At 69.5% G+C, this 19,401-nt stretch carries 15 protein-coding genes; 5 read left to right on the top strand and 10 right to left on the bottom strand.

Going from position 1 to position 19,401, the window contains the following annotated elements; translation table 11 throughout:
• The first annotated feature begins 5 nt into the window (after positions 1-5).
• Positions 6-2,027, top strand: coding sequence for a beta-N-acetylhexosaminidase (locus tag UAJ10_RS09105; RefSeq protein ID WP_322915072.1), 2,022 nt, complete (start codon positions 6-8; stop codon positions 2,025-2,027).
• A gap of 55 nt (positions 2,028-2,082) precedes the next feature.
• Here UAJ10_RS09105 and UAJ10_RS09100 read toward each other — a convergent pair whose 3' ends face one another.
• From UAJ10_RS09100 to UAJ10_RS09075, 6 genes are all read right to left on the bottom strand, one after another.
• Positions 2,083-2,370, bottom strand: a complete 288-nt coding sequence (locus UAJ10_RS09100) for a type II toxin-antitoxin system RelE/ParE family toxin (RefSeq protein ID WP_322915071.1) — start codon at positions 2,368-2,370, stop codon at positions 2,083-2,085.
• A gap of 8 nt (positions 2,371-2,378) precedes the next feature.
• The gene (locus UAJ10_RS09095; protein ID WP_322915070.1) at positions 2,379-2,672 is read right to left on the bottom strand and encodes a ribbon-helix-helix domain-containing protein; all 294 of its coding nucleotides are present in this window, start codon (positions 2,670-2,672) and stop codon (positions 2,379-2,381) included.
• A 64-nt stretch (positions 2,673-2,736) separates the two neighbouring features.
• The gene (locus UAJ10_RS09090; RefSeq protein ID WP_322915069.1) at positions 2,737-3,663 is read right to left on the bottom strand and encodes a branched-chain amino acid ABC transporter permease; all 927 of its coding nucleotides are present in this window, start codon (positions 3,661-3,663) and stop codon (positions 2,737-2,739) included.
• Complete coding sequence (locus UAJ10_RS09085) at positions 3,663-4,532, bottom strand: branched-chain amino acid ABC transporter permease (RefSeq protein WP_322915068.1); 870 nt, start codon at positions 4,530-4,532, stop codon at positions 3,663-3,665. Before UAJ10_RS09085 ends, UAJ10_RS09090 begins: the two co-directional genes overlap by 1 nt.
• A gap of 96 nt (positions 4,533-4,628) precedes the next feature.
• On the bottom strand, positions 4,629-5,333 hold the full coding sequence (locus tag UAJ10_RS09080; RefSeq protein ID WP_322915067.1) for an ABC transporter ATP-binding protein: 705 nt from the start codon (positions 5,331-5,333) through the stop codon (positions 4,629-4,631).
• Complete coding sequence (locus UAJ10_RS09075; RefSeq protein ID WP_322915066.1) at positions 5,326-6,102, bottom strand: ABC transporter ATP-binding protein; 777 nt, start codon at positions 6,100-6,102, stop codon at positions 5,326-5,328. The genes UAJ10_RS09080 and UAJ10_RS09075 overlap by 8 nt, the downstream gene beginning before the upstream one ends.
• A 193-nt stretch (positions 6,103-6,295) precedes the next feature.
• Here UAJ10_RS09075 and UAJ10_RS09070 point away from each other — a divergent pair, with 193 nt between their 5' ends.
• Positions 6,296-7,546 carry an ABC transporter substrate-binding protein gene (locus UAJ10_RS09070; RefSeq protein WP_322915065.1) on the top strand — a complete coding sequence of 417 codons (1,251 nt, stop codon included), beginning with the start codon at positions 6,296-6,298 and terminating at the stop codon, positions 7,544-7,546.
• Positions 7,547-7,675: 129 nt separating this feature from the next.
• Positions 7,676-9,622, top strand: a complete 1,947-nt coding sequence (locus UAJ10_RS09065) for a potassium transporter Kup (protein WP_322915064.1) — start codon at positions 7,676-7,678, stop codon at positions 9,620-9,622.
• Between the two features lie 24 nt (positions 9,623-9,646).
• Here UAJ10_RS09065 and UAJ10_RS09060 read toward each other — a convergent pair whose 3' ends face one another.
• Positions 9,647-10,552 (bottom strand): LysR family transcriptional regulator, encoded by a 906-nt coding sequence (locus tag UAJ10_RS09060; RefSeq protein WP_322915063.1) that lies wholly within the window; start codon positions 10,550-10,552, stop codon positions 9,647-9,649.
• Positions 10,553-10,682: 130 nt separating this feature from the next.
• On the opposite strand from UAJ10_RS09060, the gene UAJ10_RS09055 reads away from it, so the two are divergent.
• Complete coding sequence (locus UAJ10_RS09055) at positions 10,683-12,137, top strand: MFS transporter (protein ID WP_322915062.1); 1,455 nt, start codon at positions 10,683-10,685, stop codon at positions 12,135-12,137.
• A 280-nt stretch (positions 12,138-12,417) separates the two neighbouring features.
• Positions 12,418-13,899 (top strand): methyl-accepting chemotaxis protein, encoded by a 1,482-nt coding sequence (locus UAJ10_RS09050; protein ID WP_322915061.1) that lies wholly within the window; start codon positions 12,418-12,420, stop codon positions 13,897-13,899.
• A gap of 74 nt (positions 13,900-13,973) precedes the next feature.
• On the opposite strand, the gene UAJ10_RS09045 is transcribed toward UAJ10_RS09050, so the two are convergent.
• The 3 genes from UAJ10_RS09045 to UAJ10_RS09035 form a co-directional block, all read right to left on the bottom strand.
• A complete protein-coding gene (locus UAJ10_RS09045; RefSeq protein ID WP_322915060.1) occupies positions 13,974-15,287 on the bottom strand; it encodes a DUF1501 domain-containing protein in 1,314 nt (437 codons plus the stop codon).
• Positions 15,288-15,306: 19 nt separating this feature from the next.
• A complete protein-coding gene (locus tag UAJ10_RS09040) occupies positions 15,307-16,908 on the bottom strand; it encodes a DUF1800 domain-containing protein (protein ID WP_322915059.1) in 1,602 nt (533 codons plus the stop codon).
• A 174-nt stretch (positions 16,909-17,082) separates the two neighbouring features.
• Entirely contained in the window at positions 17,083-19,110 is a 2,028-nt protein-coding gene (locus UAJ10_RS09035; protein ID WP_322915058.1) for an OPT family oligopeptide transporter, read from the bottom strand.
• Positions 19,111-19,401 lie beyond the last annotated feature (291 nt).

The following is a 19,401-nucleotide window of genomic DNA, read 5'->3' as shown; positions in this document are numbered from 1 at the left end:
TACCCATGCGACTGAAGGCCTTGCTTGTCTCCGGCGTGACCCTGATGGCCGCCAGTGTCGGTCCCGCCGCCTACGCCCAGCAGGCGACGCTCATGCCCCTGCCGGCGGCCATGAGCGCGGGCACGGGCCTGCTGCTGGTGGATGGCGGCTTCACGGTGGCGCTGGCGGGGCCTGCCGATCCGCACCTGGACGCCGCCGCCCGCACCCTGATCCAGCGCCTGTCGGCCAAGACCGGGCAGTTCCTGGCCGGCGCGCCGGTGACCAAAGGCCAGGCCACCCTGACCCTGACGGTGACGGGCGTCAGCGCCGCCGTGCCGGCGCCCAAGGAGGATGAGGCCTATACCCTGACCGTGACGCCTGGCGGCGCCAGCATCACGGCCGCGACATCCATCGGCATCAACCGGGGTGTCGCCACCTTCGCCCAATTGGTGGCCAATGGTCCCCAGGGCTGGGCCGTGCCGGCGGTGACCGTCCATGACCAGCCGCGCTTCCCCTGGCGCGGGCTGCTGCTGGACGTCTCGCGCCACTTCATGCCCATCGCCACGGTGGAGCGCACCATCGACCTGATGCAGGCGGTGAAGCTGAACGTGCTGCACTGGCACCTCAGCGACAACCAGGGCTTCCGTGTGGAAAGCAAGGTCTTCCCCAGGCTGCACCAGCTGGGCTCGGATGGTGATTTCTACACCCAGGACCAGGTGCGCCAGGTCATCCGCTATGCCGCCGACCGGGGCATCCGCGTCGTACCGGAATTCGACATGCCCGGCCACACCACCGTCTGGCTGGTGGGTTATCCGGAGCTGGCCAGCGCGCCAGGCCCCTACGCCATCGAGCGACACTGGGGCGTCTTCGACCCGGCGCTGGACCCGACGCGCGATAGCACGTACCAATTCCTGGATCGTCTCGTTGGCGAAATGACCGCGCTGTTCCCCGATCCTTACTTCCACATCGGCGGGGACGAGGTGAACGGCGAACAGTGGAAGGCCAGCCCCGCCGTCCAGGCCTACATGAAGACCCATGGGCTGAAGGACACCGCCGCCTTGCAGGCCCTGTTCACCACCAAGGTGCAGGCCATCGTCGCCCACCATGGCAAGCATGCCATCGGCTGGGACGAGATCATGGACGGCGATATGCCCAAGGACGTGGTGGTGCAGTCCTGGCGCGACGCGGAATCGCTGAGGAAGGCGGCGCTGGCGGGCCATGCCGGCATCCTCTCCGCCCCCTATTACCTGGACTTGAGCTGGCCGGCCGGCCGCCACTACGCCGCCGACCCCATGCCGGAGAACCTGCCGGTGGGGCTGGAGGGCCTGATCCTGGGCGGTGAGGCCTGCGCCTGGAGCGAGCGGCTGTCGCCGGAGAACCTGGATATCCGCTTGTGGCCCCGCGCCGCCGTGGTGGCGGAAAAGCTGTGGTCGCCCAAGGATATGACGGGGGACGTTCCCGCCATGTACGCCCGCCTGGCGACCGTGGCCGACGACCTGGCCGCCGCCGGGTCGCGGCACCGGGCGGCGCATGACGCCATGCTGGCCCGGGTGGCGGGACCGGCGGGGGTGGGCGCCGTCTGGCCCCTGGCCCAGGCGGTGGAGCCGCTGAAGGACTACAACCGCTCCACCCAGCGGCCGGACGCCGTGCAGTCCACGCCCCTGAACCGCCTGGTGGATGCCATCCCGGCGGAAAGCGCGGTGGCGCGGGAGTTCGGCCTGGCGGTCGACCGCCTCATCGCCCAGCCCGGCGACACCGTAGCCCGGACGCAGGTGCGCAGCCTGCTGGAGCGTTGGCGGACGGCGGAGACGCTGCTGGCTCCTTTCCGCCAGGCCACACCGTTGCTGGCGGAACTGGCCGGGCCGGCGGCCAAGCTGACCCGCTTGGCCGAGGTTGGGCTGGCCGCCGCCGACGCCGTGGCCACGGGCCAGCCCCTGGCCGGTCGTGCCGCGGCCGAGAAGGCGCTGGCGGAGGCGGCGGAGCCGGGCGCCGAGCTGGAGTTCGCCATCCTGCCGGCGGTGACCAGGCTCGTGAAGGCCGCCCGCTAGGCCTCGATGCCAGCGTCGCCGCCACCGGGCTTCGGCCCACATCTGGGGGGGTGAGTTAAAAGATATCCGGTAGATGCCGGGCACCATGGATGACGCGCACGACTTCGATATTGGGGCCGGCGATGCGATAAAGGATGAGATAAGCGCCGACAACCGTATACCGCAGGCCTGGTGCCAAATCGGGCCGGGCAGGTCCCATGCCCGGGTAAGCCGCCAACCGCCAACAAGCGTGGTCAATCCGGGTGAGCAGCGCGTCCGCCGCCTGGGGATTGTCCTGGGCGATATGGATCCAGATGTCCATCAGGTCTTCTTCGGCCTGCGCCGTGCGGATGACGCGCGCCAAAGGGGCCCTCAGTTCTTGGTCGACGCCGTGCGGCTTTCAAGGCGCCGCCTGGCCTCGCGCTTGATGGCGTCAATATCGTCGAACCGGCCGGCGCCGCTGGCCAAACCCTCCGCCCACAAACGGCGCAGTTCCGTTTCCCCATGCAGAACCGGGGCGCGGCGCTGTTTCCATTCGCGCAGAGCCTCGCGGATGACCTCACTGTCCGACGCGTAGTCGCCGCTGGCGACCGCGCTTTTCACCGCGTCCGCCAGTTCCGGCGTGAGCGCGATGCTGAGTTTGGCGACCGTGCTCGATTTGGTCATGGCACCCTCCATGTCTCCAATATGGTGGTATTCTTTCCCACCAAACGCAAGCCGCAGATTGTTTTCAAATCCTGATCTTCAGCCGCGCCCCGATCTCGCCCACCAGGCCCCGGCGGAAGACCAGGACGCAGGCGATGAAGACGGCGCCGATGAAGGCGGCGACGGGCAGGCCGCTGGTGGCGAGCGCGCTTTCCAGCCCGACGGAGAGGAAGGCGCCCACCGCCGGGCCTGCCATGGTGCCGATGCCGCCCAGCAGGGTCATCAGCACCACCTCGCCCGACATCTGCCACTGCACGTCGGTCAGGGTGGCGATCTGGAAGACCAGGGCCTTGGTGCCGCCGGCCAGGCCGGAAAAGGTGGCCGACAGCACGAAGGCCGCCAGCTTGTAGCGGTCGACCTCATAGCCCAGGGACCGGGCGCGGGCCTCGTTGTCGCGCACCGCCTTCAGCACCTGGCCGAAGGGCGAATGGACGATGCGGTGGAGCGCCAGGTGCCCCAGGGCCACGATGGCCAACACGGCGTAATAGGCGCCGGTGGGCTGGCCGAGGTCGACCAGGCCCAACAGTCGGCCCTGGGGCACGGCCTGGATGCCGTCCTCACCGCCGGTGAAGGGGGCTTGCAGGAACAGGAAGAACAGCATCTGCGCCAGGGCCAGCGTGGTCATGGCGAAATAGATGCCCTGGCGGCGGATGGCCAGCGCGCCCAGGACCAGGCCCAGTGCCGCGGCGGCCAGCGTGCCGCCCAGGATGGCCAGCTCCGGCGGCCAGCCCCAAACCTTGGCGGCGTGGGCGGTGACATAGGCCGCCCCGCCGAAGAAGGCGGCATGGCCGAAAGACAGCAGGCCGGCATAGCCCAGCAACAGGTTGAAGGCGGCGGCGAACAGGGCGAAGCACAGCGCCTTCATCAAAAAGGCGGGATAGACCACCCAGGGGGCGGCCACCAGCAGGGCCAGGGCGACCAGGGCCAGGATGGCGAGGGGGGACGCGCGCATCAGGTGGCCCGCCCGAACAGCCCGGCGGGGCGCACCATCAGCACGCATGCCATGATGACGAACACAACGATGTTGGCGGCGGGGGGATAGAACACCTTGGTCAACCCTTCGGCCAAGCCCAGGCCATAACCGCTGACGATGGCGCCGAACAGCGACCCCATGCCGCCGACGACCACCACGGCGAAGACGACGATGATCAGGTTGCTGCCCATCAGGGGGTTGGCCTGGTAGACGGGGGCGGCCATGACACCGGCGAAGGCGGCCAGCGCCACCGCCACGCCGAAGGTGACGGTGACCAGCAGGGGCACGTTGAGGCCCAGGGCCTGGGCCACGTCCGGCCGTTCCGTCGCCGCGCGCAGGCGGGCGCCCAGGGCCGTGCGCTCGATGGCCAGCCAGGTGGCCAGGCAGACGACGATGGAGGCCGCGACCACCCAGCCGCGATAGAGCGGCAGGAACATGAAGCCCAAATTCACCCCGCCCTGCAACGCGTCCGGCACGGGGTAGGGTTGACCGGAGGAGCCGTAGATTTGCCGGAACGTCCCCTCCAGCACCAGGGCCAGACCGAAGGTGGCCAGCAGGCCGTACAGCGGGTCCAGCCCCGCCAGGCGCTTCAGCATCAGCCGTTCCACCGCCATGCCCAGGACTCCCAGTGTCAGGGGCACCAGCACCAGGGCCGGCCAATAGCCGATGTCGAGATACGTCGCCAGGCCCCAGGCGGCGAAGGCCCCCACCATGTAGAAGGCGCCGTGGGCGAAGTTGATGATGCCCAGCACGCCGAAGATCACGGCCAGCCCCAGGCTCAGCAGGGCGTAGAAGGCGCCGTTGATGAGGCCCAGCAGCAATTGGCCGGACAGGATCTGGACGGACATGCTTTCGTTTCTCCCTCGAACGCCGGGCGCGGGCATCCCCCCGCTTGGCTTATCCTCGTTCCGCCCTTCGGTACTCACGGGGTCGCCGGCCTTGGCCTAAACACCCAGGAAGCGGTCCAGCCGGCCGGGGTCGGCCGCCAGCTCGGCATTGTCCAACGTGTCCACCACCCGGCCGTTTTCCATGACGATATGGCGGTCGGCCACGGACGCGGCGAAATGCACGTTCTGCTCCACCAGCAGCACGGTGTGGCCGCGCGCCTTCAGGTCGCGCAGGATCGCGCCGATCTGCTGCACGATGACGGGGGCCAGCCCCTCCGTCGGTTCATCCAGCAACAACAGGCGGGCGCCGGTGCGAAGGGCGCGGGCGATGGCCAGCATCTGCTGTTCCCCGCCCGACAGCTTGGTGCCGGGGCTGGCGCGGCGTTCCTTCAGGCGGGGGAACAGGGCGTCGATCTCATCGTCGCTGAGGGCCCCGGCCCGGGTGCGGGGTGGCAGGGCCAGATTCTCCGCCACCGACAGGGTGGCGAAAATACCCCGGTCGTCAGGGACGTAGCCGATGCCGGCGCGGGCGATGCGGTGCGGCGGCAGGCCGATCAACTGCCGACCGTTCAATTCGATGGAGCCGCTACGGCGGGGCAACAGGCCCATGATGGCGCGCAGGGTGCTGGTCTTGCCCGCGCCATTGCGGCCGACCAAGGTCACGAGCTCCCCCGTCCGGATGCTGAAGTCGACGCCGTGCAGCACCTGGCTGTCGCCGTAATGGCCGTCCAGGTCGCTGACCGACAGCATCGTCTCAGGCATGCCCGGTCCCCATGTAGGCCTCGCGCACCGCGCGGTCGGCGGCGATGTCGGCGTAGGTCCCCTCGGCCAGGATTTCCCCCCGCTGCAACACGGTGATGCGGTCCGACAGGTCGGCGACCACGCCCAGGTTATGCTCCACCATCACCACCGTGCGCCGGCCGCTTTCCCGTTGCGCCGCGCGGCGGATCAGGGCGGCGGTGCGGGCCACGTCCTCCCGCCCCATGCCGGCCAGCGGCTCATCCAGCAGCAGCACGTCGGGGTCCAGGGCCAGGGTGGTGGCGATCTCCAGCGCCTTCTTGCCGCCGTAGGGCAGGGTGCCAGCCGGTTCTTGGGCGCGCGCCTCCAGCCCGACCTCGGCCAGCAGGGCCAATGCCTGGTCGTTCAGCGCGGCCAATGTGGATTCCGGCCGCCAGAAGTGGAAACGGCCGGGCGTGCGCCGTTGCAGCGCCACGCGTACATTTTCCAGCGCCGTCAGGTGGGGGAAGGTGGCGGAGATCTGGAAGGAGCGGACGATGCCCCGCCGGGCGATGGCGGCCGGGTTGGCGCCGGTGATGTCCACGCCGTCATGCAGGATGTGGCCGGCGGTCGGCGCCAGGAACTTGGTCAGCAGGTTGAACACGGTGGTCTTGCCGGCGCCATTGGGCCCGATCAGGGCGTGGATGGTGCCCCGGCGCACGGTGAAGTCCAGGTCGCGCACGGCGGTAAACCCCCGGAAGGACTTGGTCAGCCCCCGCGTTTCCAGGACCACGTCCATCATCGCCTCGGTCATTGGCCCGCCCTGTCGCGCATCCTCGCCGGCTTTGCCGCCGGCCCTTCCGTCTCCCACGACCATTAGGCCCAGCGCATCAAGATATTTCAAGGTGTTGCATTCCCGGATCGCCCGGGATGGGGCATAGTGATGCCCTGCGGCGCCGGGATCGGCAGGGTCGGGCGCCGACCATAACGATATCGGGAGGAACCGGATGAGCGGAACTCTGACACGGCGCGGCCGCGTGGTTCTCGGGGCAACGCTGGGCGCCGCGGCGCTCGGCCTGCTGGCGCTGGGGGCGGCCCGGGCGGCGCCGGAGGCGGACACGGCGAAGCCGGTGCGCATCGGCATCCTGAACGACCAGTCCGGCACCTATGCCGATTTCGGTGGCCGGGGCTCGGTCGTCGCGGCGCAAATGGCCATCGACGATTTCGGCGGCAGCGTGCTGGGGCGCAAGATCGTGCTGCTCAGCGCCGACCACCAGAACAAGCCGGACACCGGCGTCGCCATCGCGCGCCAGTGGTTCGACGCCGACGCCGTCGACATGATCGGCGAACTCACCACCTCGTCCGTCGCCCTGGCGGTGCAGGATTTGGCCAAGGCCAAGGGCAAGATCGACATCGTGGTGGGGGCGGCGACGTCCAAGCTGACCAATGAGGCCTGCTCGCCCACCGGATTCCACTGGGCCTACGACACCTATGCCCTGGCGCGGGGCACCGGCGGGGCGCTGGTGGAATCGGGCGGCAAGTCCTGGTTCTTCATCACCGCCGACTACGCCTTCGGCCACCAGCTGGAAAAGGACACCACCGACTTCGTGACCGCCAAGGGCGGCACGGTGGTGGGAGCGGTCAACGCGCCCTTCCAGAACAGCGACTTCTCTTCCTTCCTGTTGCAGGCGCAGGCGTCCAAGGCCCAGGTCATCGGCCTCGCCAACGCCGGCACCGACACCACCAACGCCATCAAGCAGGCGGCGGAATTCGGCATCGCCAAGGGCGGGCAGCGGCTGGCCGGCCTGCTGTTCACCCTCAGCGACGTGCATGCCCTGGGCCTGAAGACGGCGCAGGGCTTGGTGCTGACCGAGGCCTTCTATTGGGATCGCGACGACGCCAGCCGGCAATGGGCCGAGCGCTATTTCCAGAAGACGAAGCGCATGCCCAACATGATCCAGGCCGGAACCTATTCCTCGGTCCTGCATTACCTGAAGGCCGTCAAGGCGGCCGGCACCACCGACGCCAAGGCGGTGGCGGCCAAGATGCGCGAGCTGCCGGTGGACGACATGTTCGCCAAGGGCACGGTGCGCGAGGACGGCACCATGGTGCACGACATGTACCTGTTCGAGGTGAAGAAGCCCGAGGAGAGCAAAAAGCCCTGGGACTATTACAAGCTGCTGCGCACCATCCCGGGCGAGGAGGCGTACCAGGCCCAGGACAAGGGCGCCTGTCCGCTGACCAGGAAGGCCTCCTGATCCGGCGTCCGGTTTTTGAAGCCCCATTCGCCGCATTGCCGCCCCGACCGCCCCAACGGTAGAAGGTCGGACGGGGTGGCTTATCTAGGGTAGGCGACCTTTGCGGGGATTGGGGCGGGGACCGGACGAATGAGCAACGCGGAACCGATGGCGAAGGACGGGGGTGCCCCGGCGATCGATGGCCTGCATGAACAGCACGGCCACGGCCATGTCCATGGCAGCCGCGGCATGCTGATGCTCGGGGCGCTGGGCGTGGTCTTCGGCGACATCGGCACCTCCCCCCTCTATGCCATGCAGACGGCGCTGGGCGCCGTCACCCATCACGGCCGCCCGCCCAGCGAGGGCGACGTGCTGGGGGTGGTCAGCCTGATCATCTGGGCGCTGATCCTGATCGTGGCGGTGAAGTACGTGGCCCTGGTGCTGCGCGCCGACAACGACGGCGAGGGCGGCATCCTCTCGCTCCTGTCCCTGGTGCATCCGCCCAGCGCCAAGGAGATGGTGCCCATGGTGGTGTTCCTGGGCATCTGCGGCGCCGCCCTGCTGTTCGGTGACGGCGCCATCACCCCGGCCATCTCGGTCCTGTCGGCCATGGAAGGCCTGGTGGTGGCCGACAGCCACCTGGGCGCCTTCGTCCTGCCCCTGACCGTGGCGGTGCTGGTGGCCCTGTTCGCCATCCAGTATCGCGGCACCGGCGTCATCGGCCGCCTGTTCGGGCCCATCATGGCCCTGTGGTTCGGCGTGCTGGCGGCCGCCGGCCTATGGCACGTGGTGCAGCGGCCGGACATCCTGATGGCCTTCAACCCGCTGTCGGCCGAACACCTGCTGGTGCATGCCCCGGGCGTAGCCTTCGCCGTTTTCGGCGCCGTCTTCCTGGCGCTGACGGGGGCGGAGGCCCTGTATGCCGACATGGGCCACTTCGGCGCCGGCGCCATCCGCCGGGCCTGGTTCGTTGTCGTCTTTCCCGCCCTGATCCTGAATTACCTGGGCCAGGGCGCCCTGCTGCTGGACAAACCCGAGGCGGTGGACAACCCCTTCTACCGCCTGGCGCCGGACTGGGCGCTGGTGCCCCTGGTCATCCTGGCCACCATGGCCACGGTCATCGCCAGCCAGGCGCTGATCTCAGGCGTGTTTTCCATGACGCGGCAGGCCATCACCCTGCGCCTGTTGCCGCGCATGTCCATTTCCCCCACCTCGCGCAAGTCCTACGGCCAGATCTATGTGGGCGTGGTCAACTGGCTGCTGATGCTGGCGACCCTGATGATCGTGCTGGGCTTCCGCCATTCCGAGGCGCTGGCCGCCGCCTACGGCATCGCCGTGTCGGCCACCATGCTGATCACCACCATCCTGCTGCGCCGGGTGATGCGTGAGCTGTGGAACTGGCCAGCCATCCCCACCAACCTGATGATGGGCTTCTTCGCCGCCGTGGACCTGGCCTTCCTGGTGGCCAATAGCACCAAGCTGCTGGAGGGCGGGTGGCTACCGCTGGCCATCGGCGGCTTCATCGCCTTCCTCATGGTGGCTTGGCGCAAGGGCAGCGCCGTCGTGCAGATCAAGCTGAGCGAGGGCGGCACCACCTTCGCCGACTTCATGCGGCAGGTGGAGGAGACGGTGGTTCACCGCCTGCCGGGCACGGCGGTGTTCGTCACCCGCACGGCCGACCGGGTGTCGCCCATGCTGGTGCACCATGTCACCCACAACCGCGTGCTGCACGAGCATGTCATCCTGCTGACCCTGGTGCCGACCAAGCGGCCCCGCGTGCCGGCCGGTGAGCGCCTGGCGGTGGAGCAGGTGGGCAACGGCTTCTGGCGGGTGACGGTGCGCATCGGCTTCATGCAGAAGCCGGACGTGCCCACGGTGATGCGCGGGCTGGCACGCCTGGGCCTGGCCTTCTGCCGGGAGGAGGTGACCTACTACATCTCGCACGAGCGGCTGATCCGCGCCGAGCGGAACCCCGCCCTGTCCGGCCCCATCTGGACCGCCTACCACCTGATGCAGCGCCTGGGCCTGCGAGCGTCGGATTACTTCCACCTGCCGCCGGAGCAGGTGATGGAGGTCGGGTTCAGGTTGGAGGTGTAGGGCCCGTGGGGATTCATTCAGGGCTCAGGCGGCGCAGACCTCGCGCACGCATCCGCGCAGCCAGCGGTGGGCGGGGTCGGCGTCCAGGCGGGGATGCCAGAGCAGTGACACGGTGATCTCCGGCACATCGACCGGCAGGGCGAAGCTGAACAGGCCGTCGCGCAGGTTCAGGGTGTGCCGCTCCGGCACCGTGGCCACCAGGTCGGTGGCGCGGGCCAGGGTTAGCGCCGCGGAGAAGTCGCCGACGATGACCGCCACGTCGCGCGCCAGGCCCAGCGGTTCCAGCGCCGCGTCCACCGGGGCGTGGCGCCGGTCCGGATCATGCTCGCGGCGGGCCACGGCGATGTGGCGGGCGGCGGCGAAGCGGGCGGGGGTCAGGGTGCCTTGGCCCAAGGGGTGGCCGGCCCGTGCCACGCCGACGAAGCGGTCGCGGAACAGGGCCTGGGCGCGAACCTCCGGCCCCATGCTGTCGCCCACCACCCCGGTTTCCAGGTCCACGGCACCGTCGCGCAGCGGCGTGCTGCCCTTGTCCGGCTTGGGGGCGAAGCGCAGGCGTACGCCTGGCGCCTCCCGCGCCACGCGGTTGACGAGTGCCACGCCGAAGCTTTCCACGAATCCTTCTCGTGTGCGCAGGGTGAAGGTGCGGGTCAGGCGCGCCAAATCCAGCCCCTCCGCCGGCCGCAGCACGGCCTCCGCCTCCCGCACCAGGGGCGCCACCCGCTCGCGCAACTCCAGGGCGCGGGGTGTCGGCACCAGGCCCCGGCCCGCCCGCACCAGCAGCGGATCGCCCGTCACCTCGCGCAGGCGGGCCAGCGCCCGGCTCATGGCCGAGGGGCTCAGCCGCAGGCGGCGCGCGGCCTTGGCCACGCTGCCCTCGGTCAGCAGCACGTCCAGGGTGATCAGCAGGTTCAGGTCGGGCAGGGTGGCCATGGGGGTCATCCTAGCATGCCGCGGGACGTAACATAGCGCGCCGCGTGCACGAATATGCTGCAATCCATGCGCGTTCCGCCATGTCACCCCGGTCACTACCTTCCGCCTCGACGGATGAACGGAGGGTGACATGGCCTCAATGCGTATGGATCAACCGATGACGGTGGTGGCGGAGGCGGCGCCGGTGGGGACCCGGTGGGTCCTGGCCGCGTTGTCGCTATGCGTGCTGTTGTCTTCCCTGGGCACCAGCGTGGCCAATGTGGCCCTGCCCACCCTGGCACGGGCCCTGGGCGCGCCCTTCCAGCAGGTGCAATGGGTGGTGCTGGCCTATTTGCTGGCCATGACCACCCTGATCGTCAGCGTGGGGCGGCTGGGGGACTTGACGGGCCGTCGCCGCCTGCTGCTGGCGGGCCTCGCCGTGTTCACCGGCGCCTCGGCCCTCTGTGGGCTGGCGCCCGGCCTGGGCGTCCTGGTGGCGGCGCGGGCGGCGCAGGGCTTGGGGGCGTCCGCCATGATGGCGCTGGCCCTGGCGTTCGTGGGCGGGACGGTGCCCAAGGATCGCATCGGGCGTGCCATGGGCTGGATGGGCACCATGTCCGCCGTGGGCACGGCGTTGGGCCCGTCCCTGGGCGGCGTGCTGATCGCCGCCTGGGGCTGGCGGGCCATTTTCCTGGTCAACCTGCCGCTGGGCGGGCTGGCCCTGCTGCTGGCCTGGCGGGCGCTACCGGCGGACGGGACGCCCGCAACCTCGAACCGACCCCGCTTCGATGCCGTCGGCACGGTGCTGCTGGGCGGCACCCTGGCACTGTATGCCCTGGCCATGACGTTGGGGCGGGGGCACTGGGGGTGGCTGAACCTGGCGCTGCTGGCGGGCGCGGCTGTGGGCGCCGGGCTCTTCGCGGTGGTGGAGGCGCGGGTGGCCTCGCCCCTGGTGCGCCTGGGTCTGCTGCGCGACCCGGTGGTGGGACCCGGCCTGGCGGGCAGTGGCGCCGTGGCGACGGTGATGGCGACCACCTTCGTGGTGGGGCCATTCTATCTGGCCCGCGCCCTGGGCCTAAGCCCCGCCGGGGTGGGGCTGGTGATGTCGGCCGGACCCCTGATGTCCGCCCTGGCCGGTGTGCCGGCGGGCCGGCTGGTCGACCGCTTCGACGCGGCGCGCGTCAGTGTCGCCGGCCTGGCCGCCATGGTGGCGGGGACGGTGCTGATGGCGTTGGCGGGGCTGGTTTTGCGGGGGCCCATCCTGGGCGCCGCCGGCTATGTCGGGCCCATCGCCGTGCTGACCGCCGGGTACGCCCTGTTCCAGGCGGCCAACAACACCGCCGTCATGTCGGGTGTGCCGGCCGACCGGCGAGGCGTCGTCTCCGGCATCCTGAACCTGGCGCGCAACCTGGGCCTGATCACCGGCGCCTCGGCCCTGGGCGCGGTGTTCGCCCTGGCCGCCGGCGTGCCCGATATCACCACCGCCCCGGCGGGAGCGGTCGCCACCGGCATGCGCGTCACCTTCCTGGCGGCGGGCGGCTTGGTCGCCCTTGCCCTGATCGTGACGGCCACGGCGCAGGGGCGTCGGTTTTCGCTCGGGATTTAACCTTATGACGCCGCGTCCAAGGGAACGCAGCACCTGGGCCTTCCATCGAAGGCCTGCCTGAGGCAGGGCGCCACATAACCTTTCGCGTATATATCCCCCTGGAGATGTTAACGGCGCGCGAACATTAGGAAGTTGGCAAGATTTTTGTCATACCTCATAAAGTATCCAATGCTCCTGGATTGCTCCAATCATGGCGTCGACAAACGAGCATTAGGGATATCGTGACTCCGCCGTGGTGGCGGGGTTGGAAATCTTGGATCTCTTTTTGGGAGTGTGAATCGTGCTGGCTGGTTTCCTTCAGAAGTTCCGGGTCATGGCGGCCACCTTGACGGCCCTGGACCGGTCCCAGGCGGTGATCGAGTTCGCCATGGACGGCACGGTGCTGACCGCGAACAAGAACTTCCTGAAGGCCATGGGCTATACCCTGGCGGAGATCCAGGGTAAGTCCCACGGCATGTTCGTGGAAGAGGCGGAGCGGAACGGCGCCGCGTACAAGACATTCTGGGAATCGCTGCGGCGCGGGGAATACCAGGCGGCGCAGTTCAAGCGCATCGGCAAAGGCGGCAAGGAGGTCTGGATCGAGGCCTCGTACAACCCCATCCTCGACACCAAGGGCCGGCCGCTGAAGGTGGTGAAGTACGCCACCGACGTCACCGCGCAAAAGATGGAATACGCCGATCTGCGGGGCCAGATGGACGCCATCCGCAAGTCGCAGGCGGTGATCGAGTTCACCATGGACGGTACCGTCCTGACCGCGAACGAGGGTTTCCTCAACACCCTGGGCTATACGCTGGCGGAGGTGCAGGGCAAGCGGCACGCTATGTTCGTGGACGCCGCCTACCGCGACAGCGCCGATTACCGCGCCTTCTGGGACGCGCTGCGCCGTGGCGAGTACAAGGCGGCGCAGTTCCGCCGCCTGGGCAAGGGCGGCAAGGAGGTCTGGATCGAGGCGTCGTACAACCCGATCTTTGATCTGAATGGCCGGCCGTTCAAGGTGGTGAAGTACGCCACCGACATCACCCGCCAGGTGCAGATGCTGGCCGACCTGAAGGTCTTGATCGACAAGAACTTCGGGGAGATCGACCGCGCCATGGACCAGACGACGCAGCAGTCGGGCGACGCCCTGACCGCCGCCGGCGAAACCTCGGGCGCCGTGCAGATGATGGCGTCCAGCGCCGAGGAACTGGCGGCGTCCATCCGAGAAATCTCGCAAAGCATGGCGCAATCGCGGACGGCGGCCGAAAGTGCCGCCGAACTGGCCGACCAGGCCGACGCCTCCACCCAGCGGCTGGCCGAGGTGGCGCGCTCCATGGAAGGGGTGGTCGAGGTCATCCGGGGCATCGCGGGCCAGATCAACCTGCTGGCCCTGAACGCGACCATCGAGGCGGCACGGGCGGGCGACGCCGGCAAGGGCTTCGCCGTGGTGGCGACGGAGGTGAAGAACCTGGCCACCCAGTCCGCCAACGCCACCCAGCAGATCTCCGATGAGATCGAGGGCATGCAGGCCGTCTCCGGCGAAGTGGTGGGCGCCTTGAGCACCATCCGCCAGTCCATCGGCACGGTGCGGGAATTCGTGACCTCCACCGCCGGCGCCGTGGAGGAACAGAGTGCGGTGACCCGCAACATGTCCTCCAGCATGCAAGGCATGGCCGCGGCGGTGGAAACGGTGACCAACAACCTCGGCAGCATCGCCGCGGCCATCGCACAGGTGGGCGGGGCCGTCGCCACCACCAAGGAGGCCGCGAACGTCCTGGCGCGCTGAACAGCTGCGGGCGGCGTGAGGTCTCCCCCCACGTCGCCCGCCTGGGCCGCCCGCCTGTCGCTTCTGGAAGCGAACTACGCCCGGAACAGGGCCGGATCGCCGCTGCCCGGGTGGAAGCCCGGGAAGACGCCGTCAACCTGACCGACGCCCATGCGATGCTTCAGCACGCTGGTCAGCACCTCGCGATAGTCGGTGGTGACGGCCAGGTCCACCCGCTCGTCCAAGTCCTGCGGCTGCAGGCCCGGCCAGCGGCCCAGCAGGCGGCCGCCCGCCACACCGCCGCCCAGCACCATCATGAGCGAGCCATGGCCGTGGTCGGTGCCGCCGCTGCGGTTGGCGCGCAGGCGGCGGCCGAACTCGCTGACCGTCACCAGGGTGATGCGGTCGTGATAGGCCGACAGGTCGTTCCAGAAGGTGGCCAGCGAGCCTGACAGCTGGTGGACCAGGCTTTTGAAGCGACCGGCCTGACCCTCGTGCGTGTCCCAGCCGCCCATGTCGACGCAGGCGACCTTGAGGCCGGCGTCCATGCGGATCAGGCGGGCCACCGTTTCCAGCGAGCGGCCGACATCCCCCTCGAAGGCGCCGCCATGCTCTGGCTGGTAGGCCAGGACCTTGCCGTCCGGCCCCTTGGGCAGGGCCCCGTTCAGGCGCAGCGCGGCGTCCAGCGCCACACGGCCCCCGCGCGCCACGTTGGGGTTGAACCCAGCCGGCTGACCGCCGGCCGGGTATAGCCGCTCCAGCACCGCCTGGGTGCTCGGGCCCCCCGGCAGACCGAAGCCGCCGCGCAGATCGGGAATGGACAGGGCCTCGGGATAGCCTTGCAGCAGCTTTGGCACGCCGCCGGCGGTGCTGACCGCCACCAGCTCGCCATTGCTTCCCATCTGGCGCAACAGGCGGGCGACCCAGCCGCCCTCCGTGCCCAGGACGCCGTTGCCCTTGGGCTCCTCCGCCAAGCCGCGTTCCATCAGTTCCTGCGCCTCGAAATGGCTGCGCGTGGCGTTGGACAGACCGGTGGCATGGACGATAGCCAGGTCGCCCTGGCGGTAAATCTCGTGCAGGGCGGCCGCCTCGGGATGCAGGCGGAAGTCCACACCCTGGGCCAGGCCGCTGTCCAGCGCGATGCCGGCCTTGTCGCCGCTGTCCAGCAGCCGCAGGTCGGCCGGTCGCGCGTCGATGTAAACCGCGTCGTTGGCCGGGCCGATGAAGTTCAGCACGTCCATGCCGCCGCGGAAGAACAGCACGACCAGGATCTTGCCGTTCGCCTCCTGCGCGCCGCCGGGTGCCGCGAAGGCCAGCTGGCCCAGGCCGGGCATGGTGGTGAGCGCGCCGGCGGCGGCCAGGGTCTTCAGGATGTCGCGGCGCCGGACGCCGCCTGTATTGAACGCCATGATCGTCTCCTCCTCCCGCTCAGCGCAGCTGGAACGCCGGGCTCATCGCCACGTAGGCGGCCAGGCGGCGGTTGGCGAACTCGCCGGTTTTGTTGTCCACCATGGGCGGGGCGTCGGCGGTCAGCGACAGGCCGCCCAGCAGCGCGGCGGTGTCGACGGCCGTGGGGCTGCCCAGCAGGCGGTCGGACCAGAAGGCCACCGCCTGGCCGCTGTGGGCGGCGGCCGGCCCCATCTGGGCGGTGGCGGACAGCCCCGGGGGCATCCACCACCCTTCGGCCAGGCCCAGCGCCAGATTCCAGCGCGCCCGCATGTTCTGCGCGCCCAGCCAGTAATCGTCGGCTACGGGGTGCCCGTCGGGGCTGGGCCAGGCGTACAGCTTCTGCCCGGCGCTATCCATGGTGCCCACCAGCGGCTCGCTGGCGGTGACGGGGATGCCGGTGGCGCGCGCGAAGCTGGCCACCAACTCCAGCGGCCGCTTGGGCCGCGCGCCCCAGTTGGCCGTGGCCTGGGGCGACAGGGCGATCAGCCGCACCACCCGGGCGATCTGGTCGGGGCGCTGGCGGCTGTCCAGCCAGGTCGCGGCGGCGGCCCTGACCAGCTCTGGCGACGGTTCCCCACCCAGCAGGGAGCGCACCATCTTGGTGCAGATGAACTGGGCGGTGGCGGGATGGTTGGCCACCAGATCCAACACCTTGTGCCCGTCATTCTGCGGCGGCTGGTAGCTGTCGAACTCCGCCGCCAGCACGCGCTTCTGGTAATTGTCGTGCCAGGATTCGATGTAGGTGAAGCGGCCGTCGTTGGGCGCCTTGTAGCCGCCCAGGTCCTGGCCGCTCTGGATGCTCCACCCGGTGAAGGCGCGGCTGGCCTCATAGACGTCCTGGTCGATGTACCCCTCGGGCGCGCCCTTCAGGGCGCCGGGCACGTCGCGCCAGCGGTCGTACTGGGTGTTCAGGTAGGCGTCGCGGCCCAGGGTGTGCAGCTCGAACAGCTCACGGGCGTAGTTCTCGTTGGCGGCCCCGCCGCGCGAGGACCGGTTGTTCAGGTAGATCAGCATGGCGGGGCTGGTCGCCACCGCCTCCAGCAGGTCGCGGAAATTGCCCAGGGCGTGAGCGCGCAAGGCGGCGTCATAGGCGGGCAGCGCCGGGGCGGTGTAGCTGTCGGCCGCGTTGACGGAGAAGTGATCGTGCCAGAACATCGTCATGACCTGGCGCAGCTGGGCGGGGTCATAGACGGCGCGGATGACGGTGGCGGCGGCCAGGTCCAGACGCGGGCGCACCCGTTCCTGGTAGGGCAGCTTGCGGTCCGGCTGGTTCAGCGACCATAGCGCGTCCACCGGCTGGTCCAGGGTGCGCAGCGGCCGCATCTCGTCCAGCGCGGCCCATCCTTCGCCGGCGTCGTACTTGATGCGCATGACCGCGCTGTCCAGCTTCTGCTGGCATTCCGGCCCGGGGCTGGTGCCGGCGGCGGCCAGGCGCAGCTGCTCGTCCAGCCAATGCGGGATGCCCTGTTGCTTCAGGGCCTGCGCGTCACCCGGCCGGGGGCCATAGGCGAAGCGGTTGAGGAATATCCATTCCTGCGACGGGGCGGCGCCAGCGGCCGCAACTGGGGTGGGGACGACCATTCCCGGCCCTCCTTCGATCAATCGATCCGACCCCCATGCTACTCTATTTCCGCCTCCAACCCGGCGTCCGCCAGTAGCGGTAGGAACTATGGATAGAAAAGGGGGCCCCATTGGGACCCCCTTTCTAATCCTTTCGGGATGAGGCTTTTCGCCCCACTTGTTATCCGGTGCCGGTTACTTCCGTTCGGCCAGCACCCAGCGGACGCTCCACAGGCAGGCCACCAGGAAGACGGCGCCGCCCAGCCATTCAGCCGCCCCGGCGAAGCCGTCGCCCATGACCGCCAGCGGTTCCTGGTTGCCGGTCAGCGAGATGATGGCCGCCTGGGCCACGCCGAACAGGCTTTCACCCACGATCATGCCCGAGGCCAGCAGCATGGCGCGCCGCTGGGGCACGTCGGCGAACTTCTCGAAGGGCACGCCGGCCGCCTTGGCCCGTTGGGCCAGCACGCGGTCGACGATATAGGCCAGCAGGGCGCCCAGGCTGACGGGCACGGTGACCGTCATGGGCAGGTAGATGCCCAGGGCCACGGCCAGCGGCGGCAGGCGGAAGCGGCGGGTGGTGGCCTTCAGCACCTCGTCCACCACCACCAGGCAGATGCCGACCACGGCGCCGATGCCCAGCATGGACCAGTCCAGCTTGCCGCTGAGGATGCCGGTAGCCAGGGTGGCCATCAGCGTCGCCTGCGGGGCGCCCAGGGTCTTGGCCGGGTCCATGCCCGGATCCAGCGGCGCGCCGGCGAAGCCGTAGGCGTGCTGCAGCAGGTTCAGCACCGGCGGGATGACGGCGGCGCCGACGATGCAGCCCAGCACCAGGGCCACCTGCTGACGCCAGGGCGTGGCGCCCACCAGCTGGCCTGTCTTCAGGTCCTGCAGGTTGTCGTTGGCGATGGTGGCGATGGTCAGCACGACCGAGGTGGTGAACAGCGCCAGCGCCACGGCGGCGGCGCGGATGACCGGATCGGCCACGCCGTCCTTGCCCAGCAGGGACACCAGCAGCAGGGACGAGGCGATGGCCGCCAGGATGCCGATGCTGGAGATGGGGCTGTTGGAACTGCCGATCAGGCCCGCCATGTAGCCCGAGGCGGCGGCGACGATGAAGCCCATGACGGCGGCGAAGACGACGCCGGCCAGGACCAGCACCACCAGGTGGGTGGACAGCGGCGTGCCCAGGATGAAGGAGATGAACAGGCCCGCCAGCGGCACCAGCAGCACGGCGGCGATGGCCATGACGTAGTGGAAGGGGATGTCCTGCTCCACCCGGGGGACGGAGTGGGCGTTGCCGGCGCGCACGGTCTTCATGGCGTTCAGCGAGGCGCGGATGCCGTCCGTCATGGGCTTGGCCAGGACGATCAGGGTCCAGATGGCGGCGGCGGCGATGGCGCCGGCGCCGATCAGCCGGACCTGCTGGCGCCAGACGACGCCGTTGGCGTACTTGATCAGGTCCATGCCGTCGACCGGCGGATGCAGCCAGGTCAGGATGGGCACCGCGCCGAACCAGGCGATGGCCACGCCCACGAACATGGCGAAGCCCACGGTGGCGCCCACTAGATAGCCGGCGCCCAGCAGGGCCATGGACAGGCCGGTGCCCAGGCCCGTGACGGCATTGCCGATGCGCAGGAAGCCCTGGAACTGCTCGGTGAAGAAACGCATCGCCGTCATCAGGAAGAACCCGATGGAAACGAGGGTGCCGGCGATCACGTCGCGCAGGCCCGCGCCCTTGGCGGCCTCATCCGCGCCGGCCTCGCCGGCCGTGTCGGGGGAACCAACCTTCAGCACCTCGGCCGCCGCCACGCCCTCGGGGTAGGGCAGGTTGCCCTGCACCACCATGGCCCGGCGCAGGGGCACGGTGTACATGACGCCCAGGATGCCGCCCACGGCGCAGATGCCAGCGGACTGCCAGAAGGGGAAGCCCGTCCAGTAGCCGACGATGACCAGGCCGGGCAGCACGAAGATGACGGACGACAGGGTGCCGGCGGATGAGGCCAGCGTCTGCACGAAGTTGTTTTCCTGGATGGTGCTGTCCTTGGCCAGGCGCAGCACCGCCATGGAGATGACCGCCGCCGGGATGGAGGAGGCGAAGGTCAGGCCCACCTTCAGGCCCAGGTAGACGTTGGCGGCGGTGAACACCACGGTGATCAGGGCACCCAGGATGATGCCGCGCAGGGTCAGTTCCCTAATCGAGCTGCGCGCGAACCGGGTCATCGGATGAAATCCGTCATATGTGAGGAATCCCCATCTGCGTCGTATCGACGTCGTCGTGTAGGCGCCGGCCGCTTTTTGTGAGCCCCTTCAAGCGGGCGCCGGACTGGATGGGCGGGGAGTTTAGCGGGCGCCCCCCGCCCCGTCGAGATCGGCCAGGGCGGACAAGGCCAGAATCCGGGGCTTTCCCGCCAAAAAGAAACGGGGCCGGCGCTGGGCCGACCCCGTTCCTTACTTTATTGCGCTTTTTTGTTCCCTCAGGCGCCGGGCGGCCACGTTCGTGGCCTTGGCTAT

Source organism: Nitrospirillum guaranorum (assembly GCF_034653275.1).
GTDB lineage: Bacteria > Pseudomonadota > Alphaproteobacteria > Azospirillales > Azospirillaceae > Nitrospirillum.
Note: the sequence above shows the minus strand (reverse complement) of the source record. Positions and strands in the feature narration are given on the sequence as shown.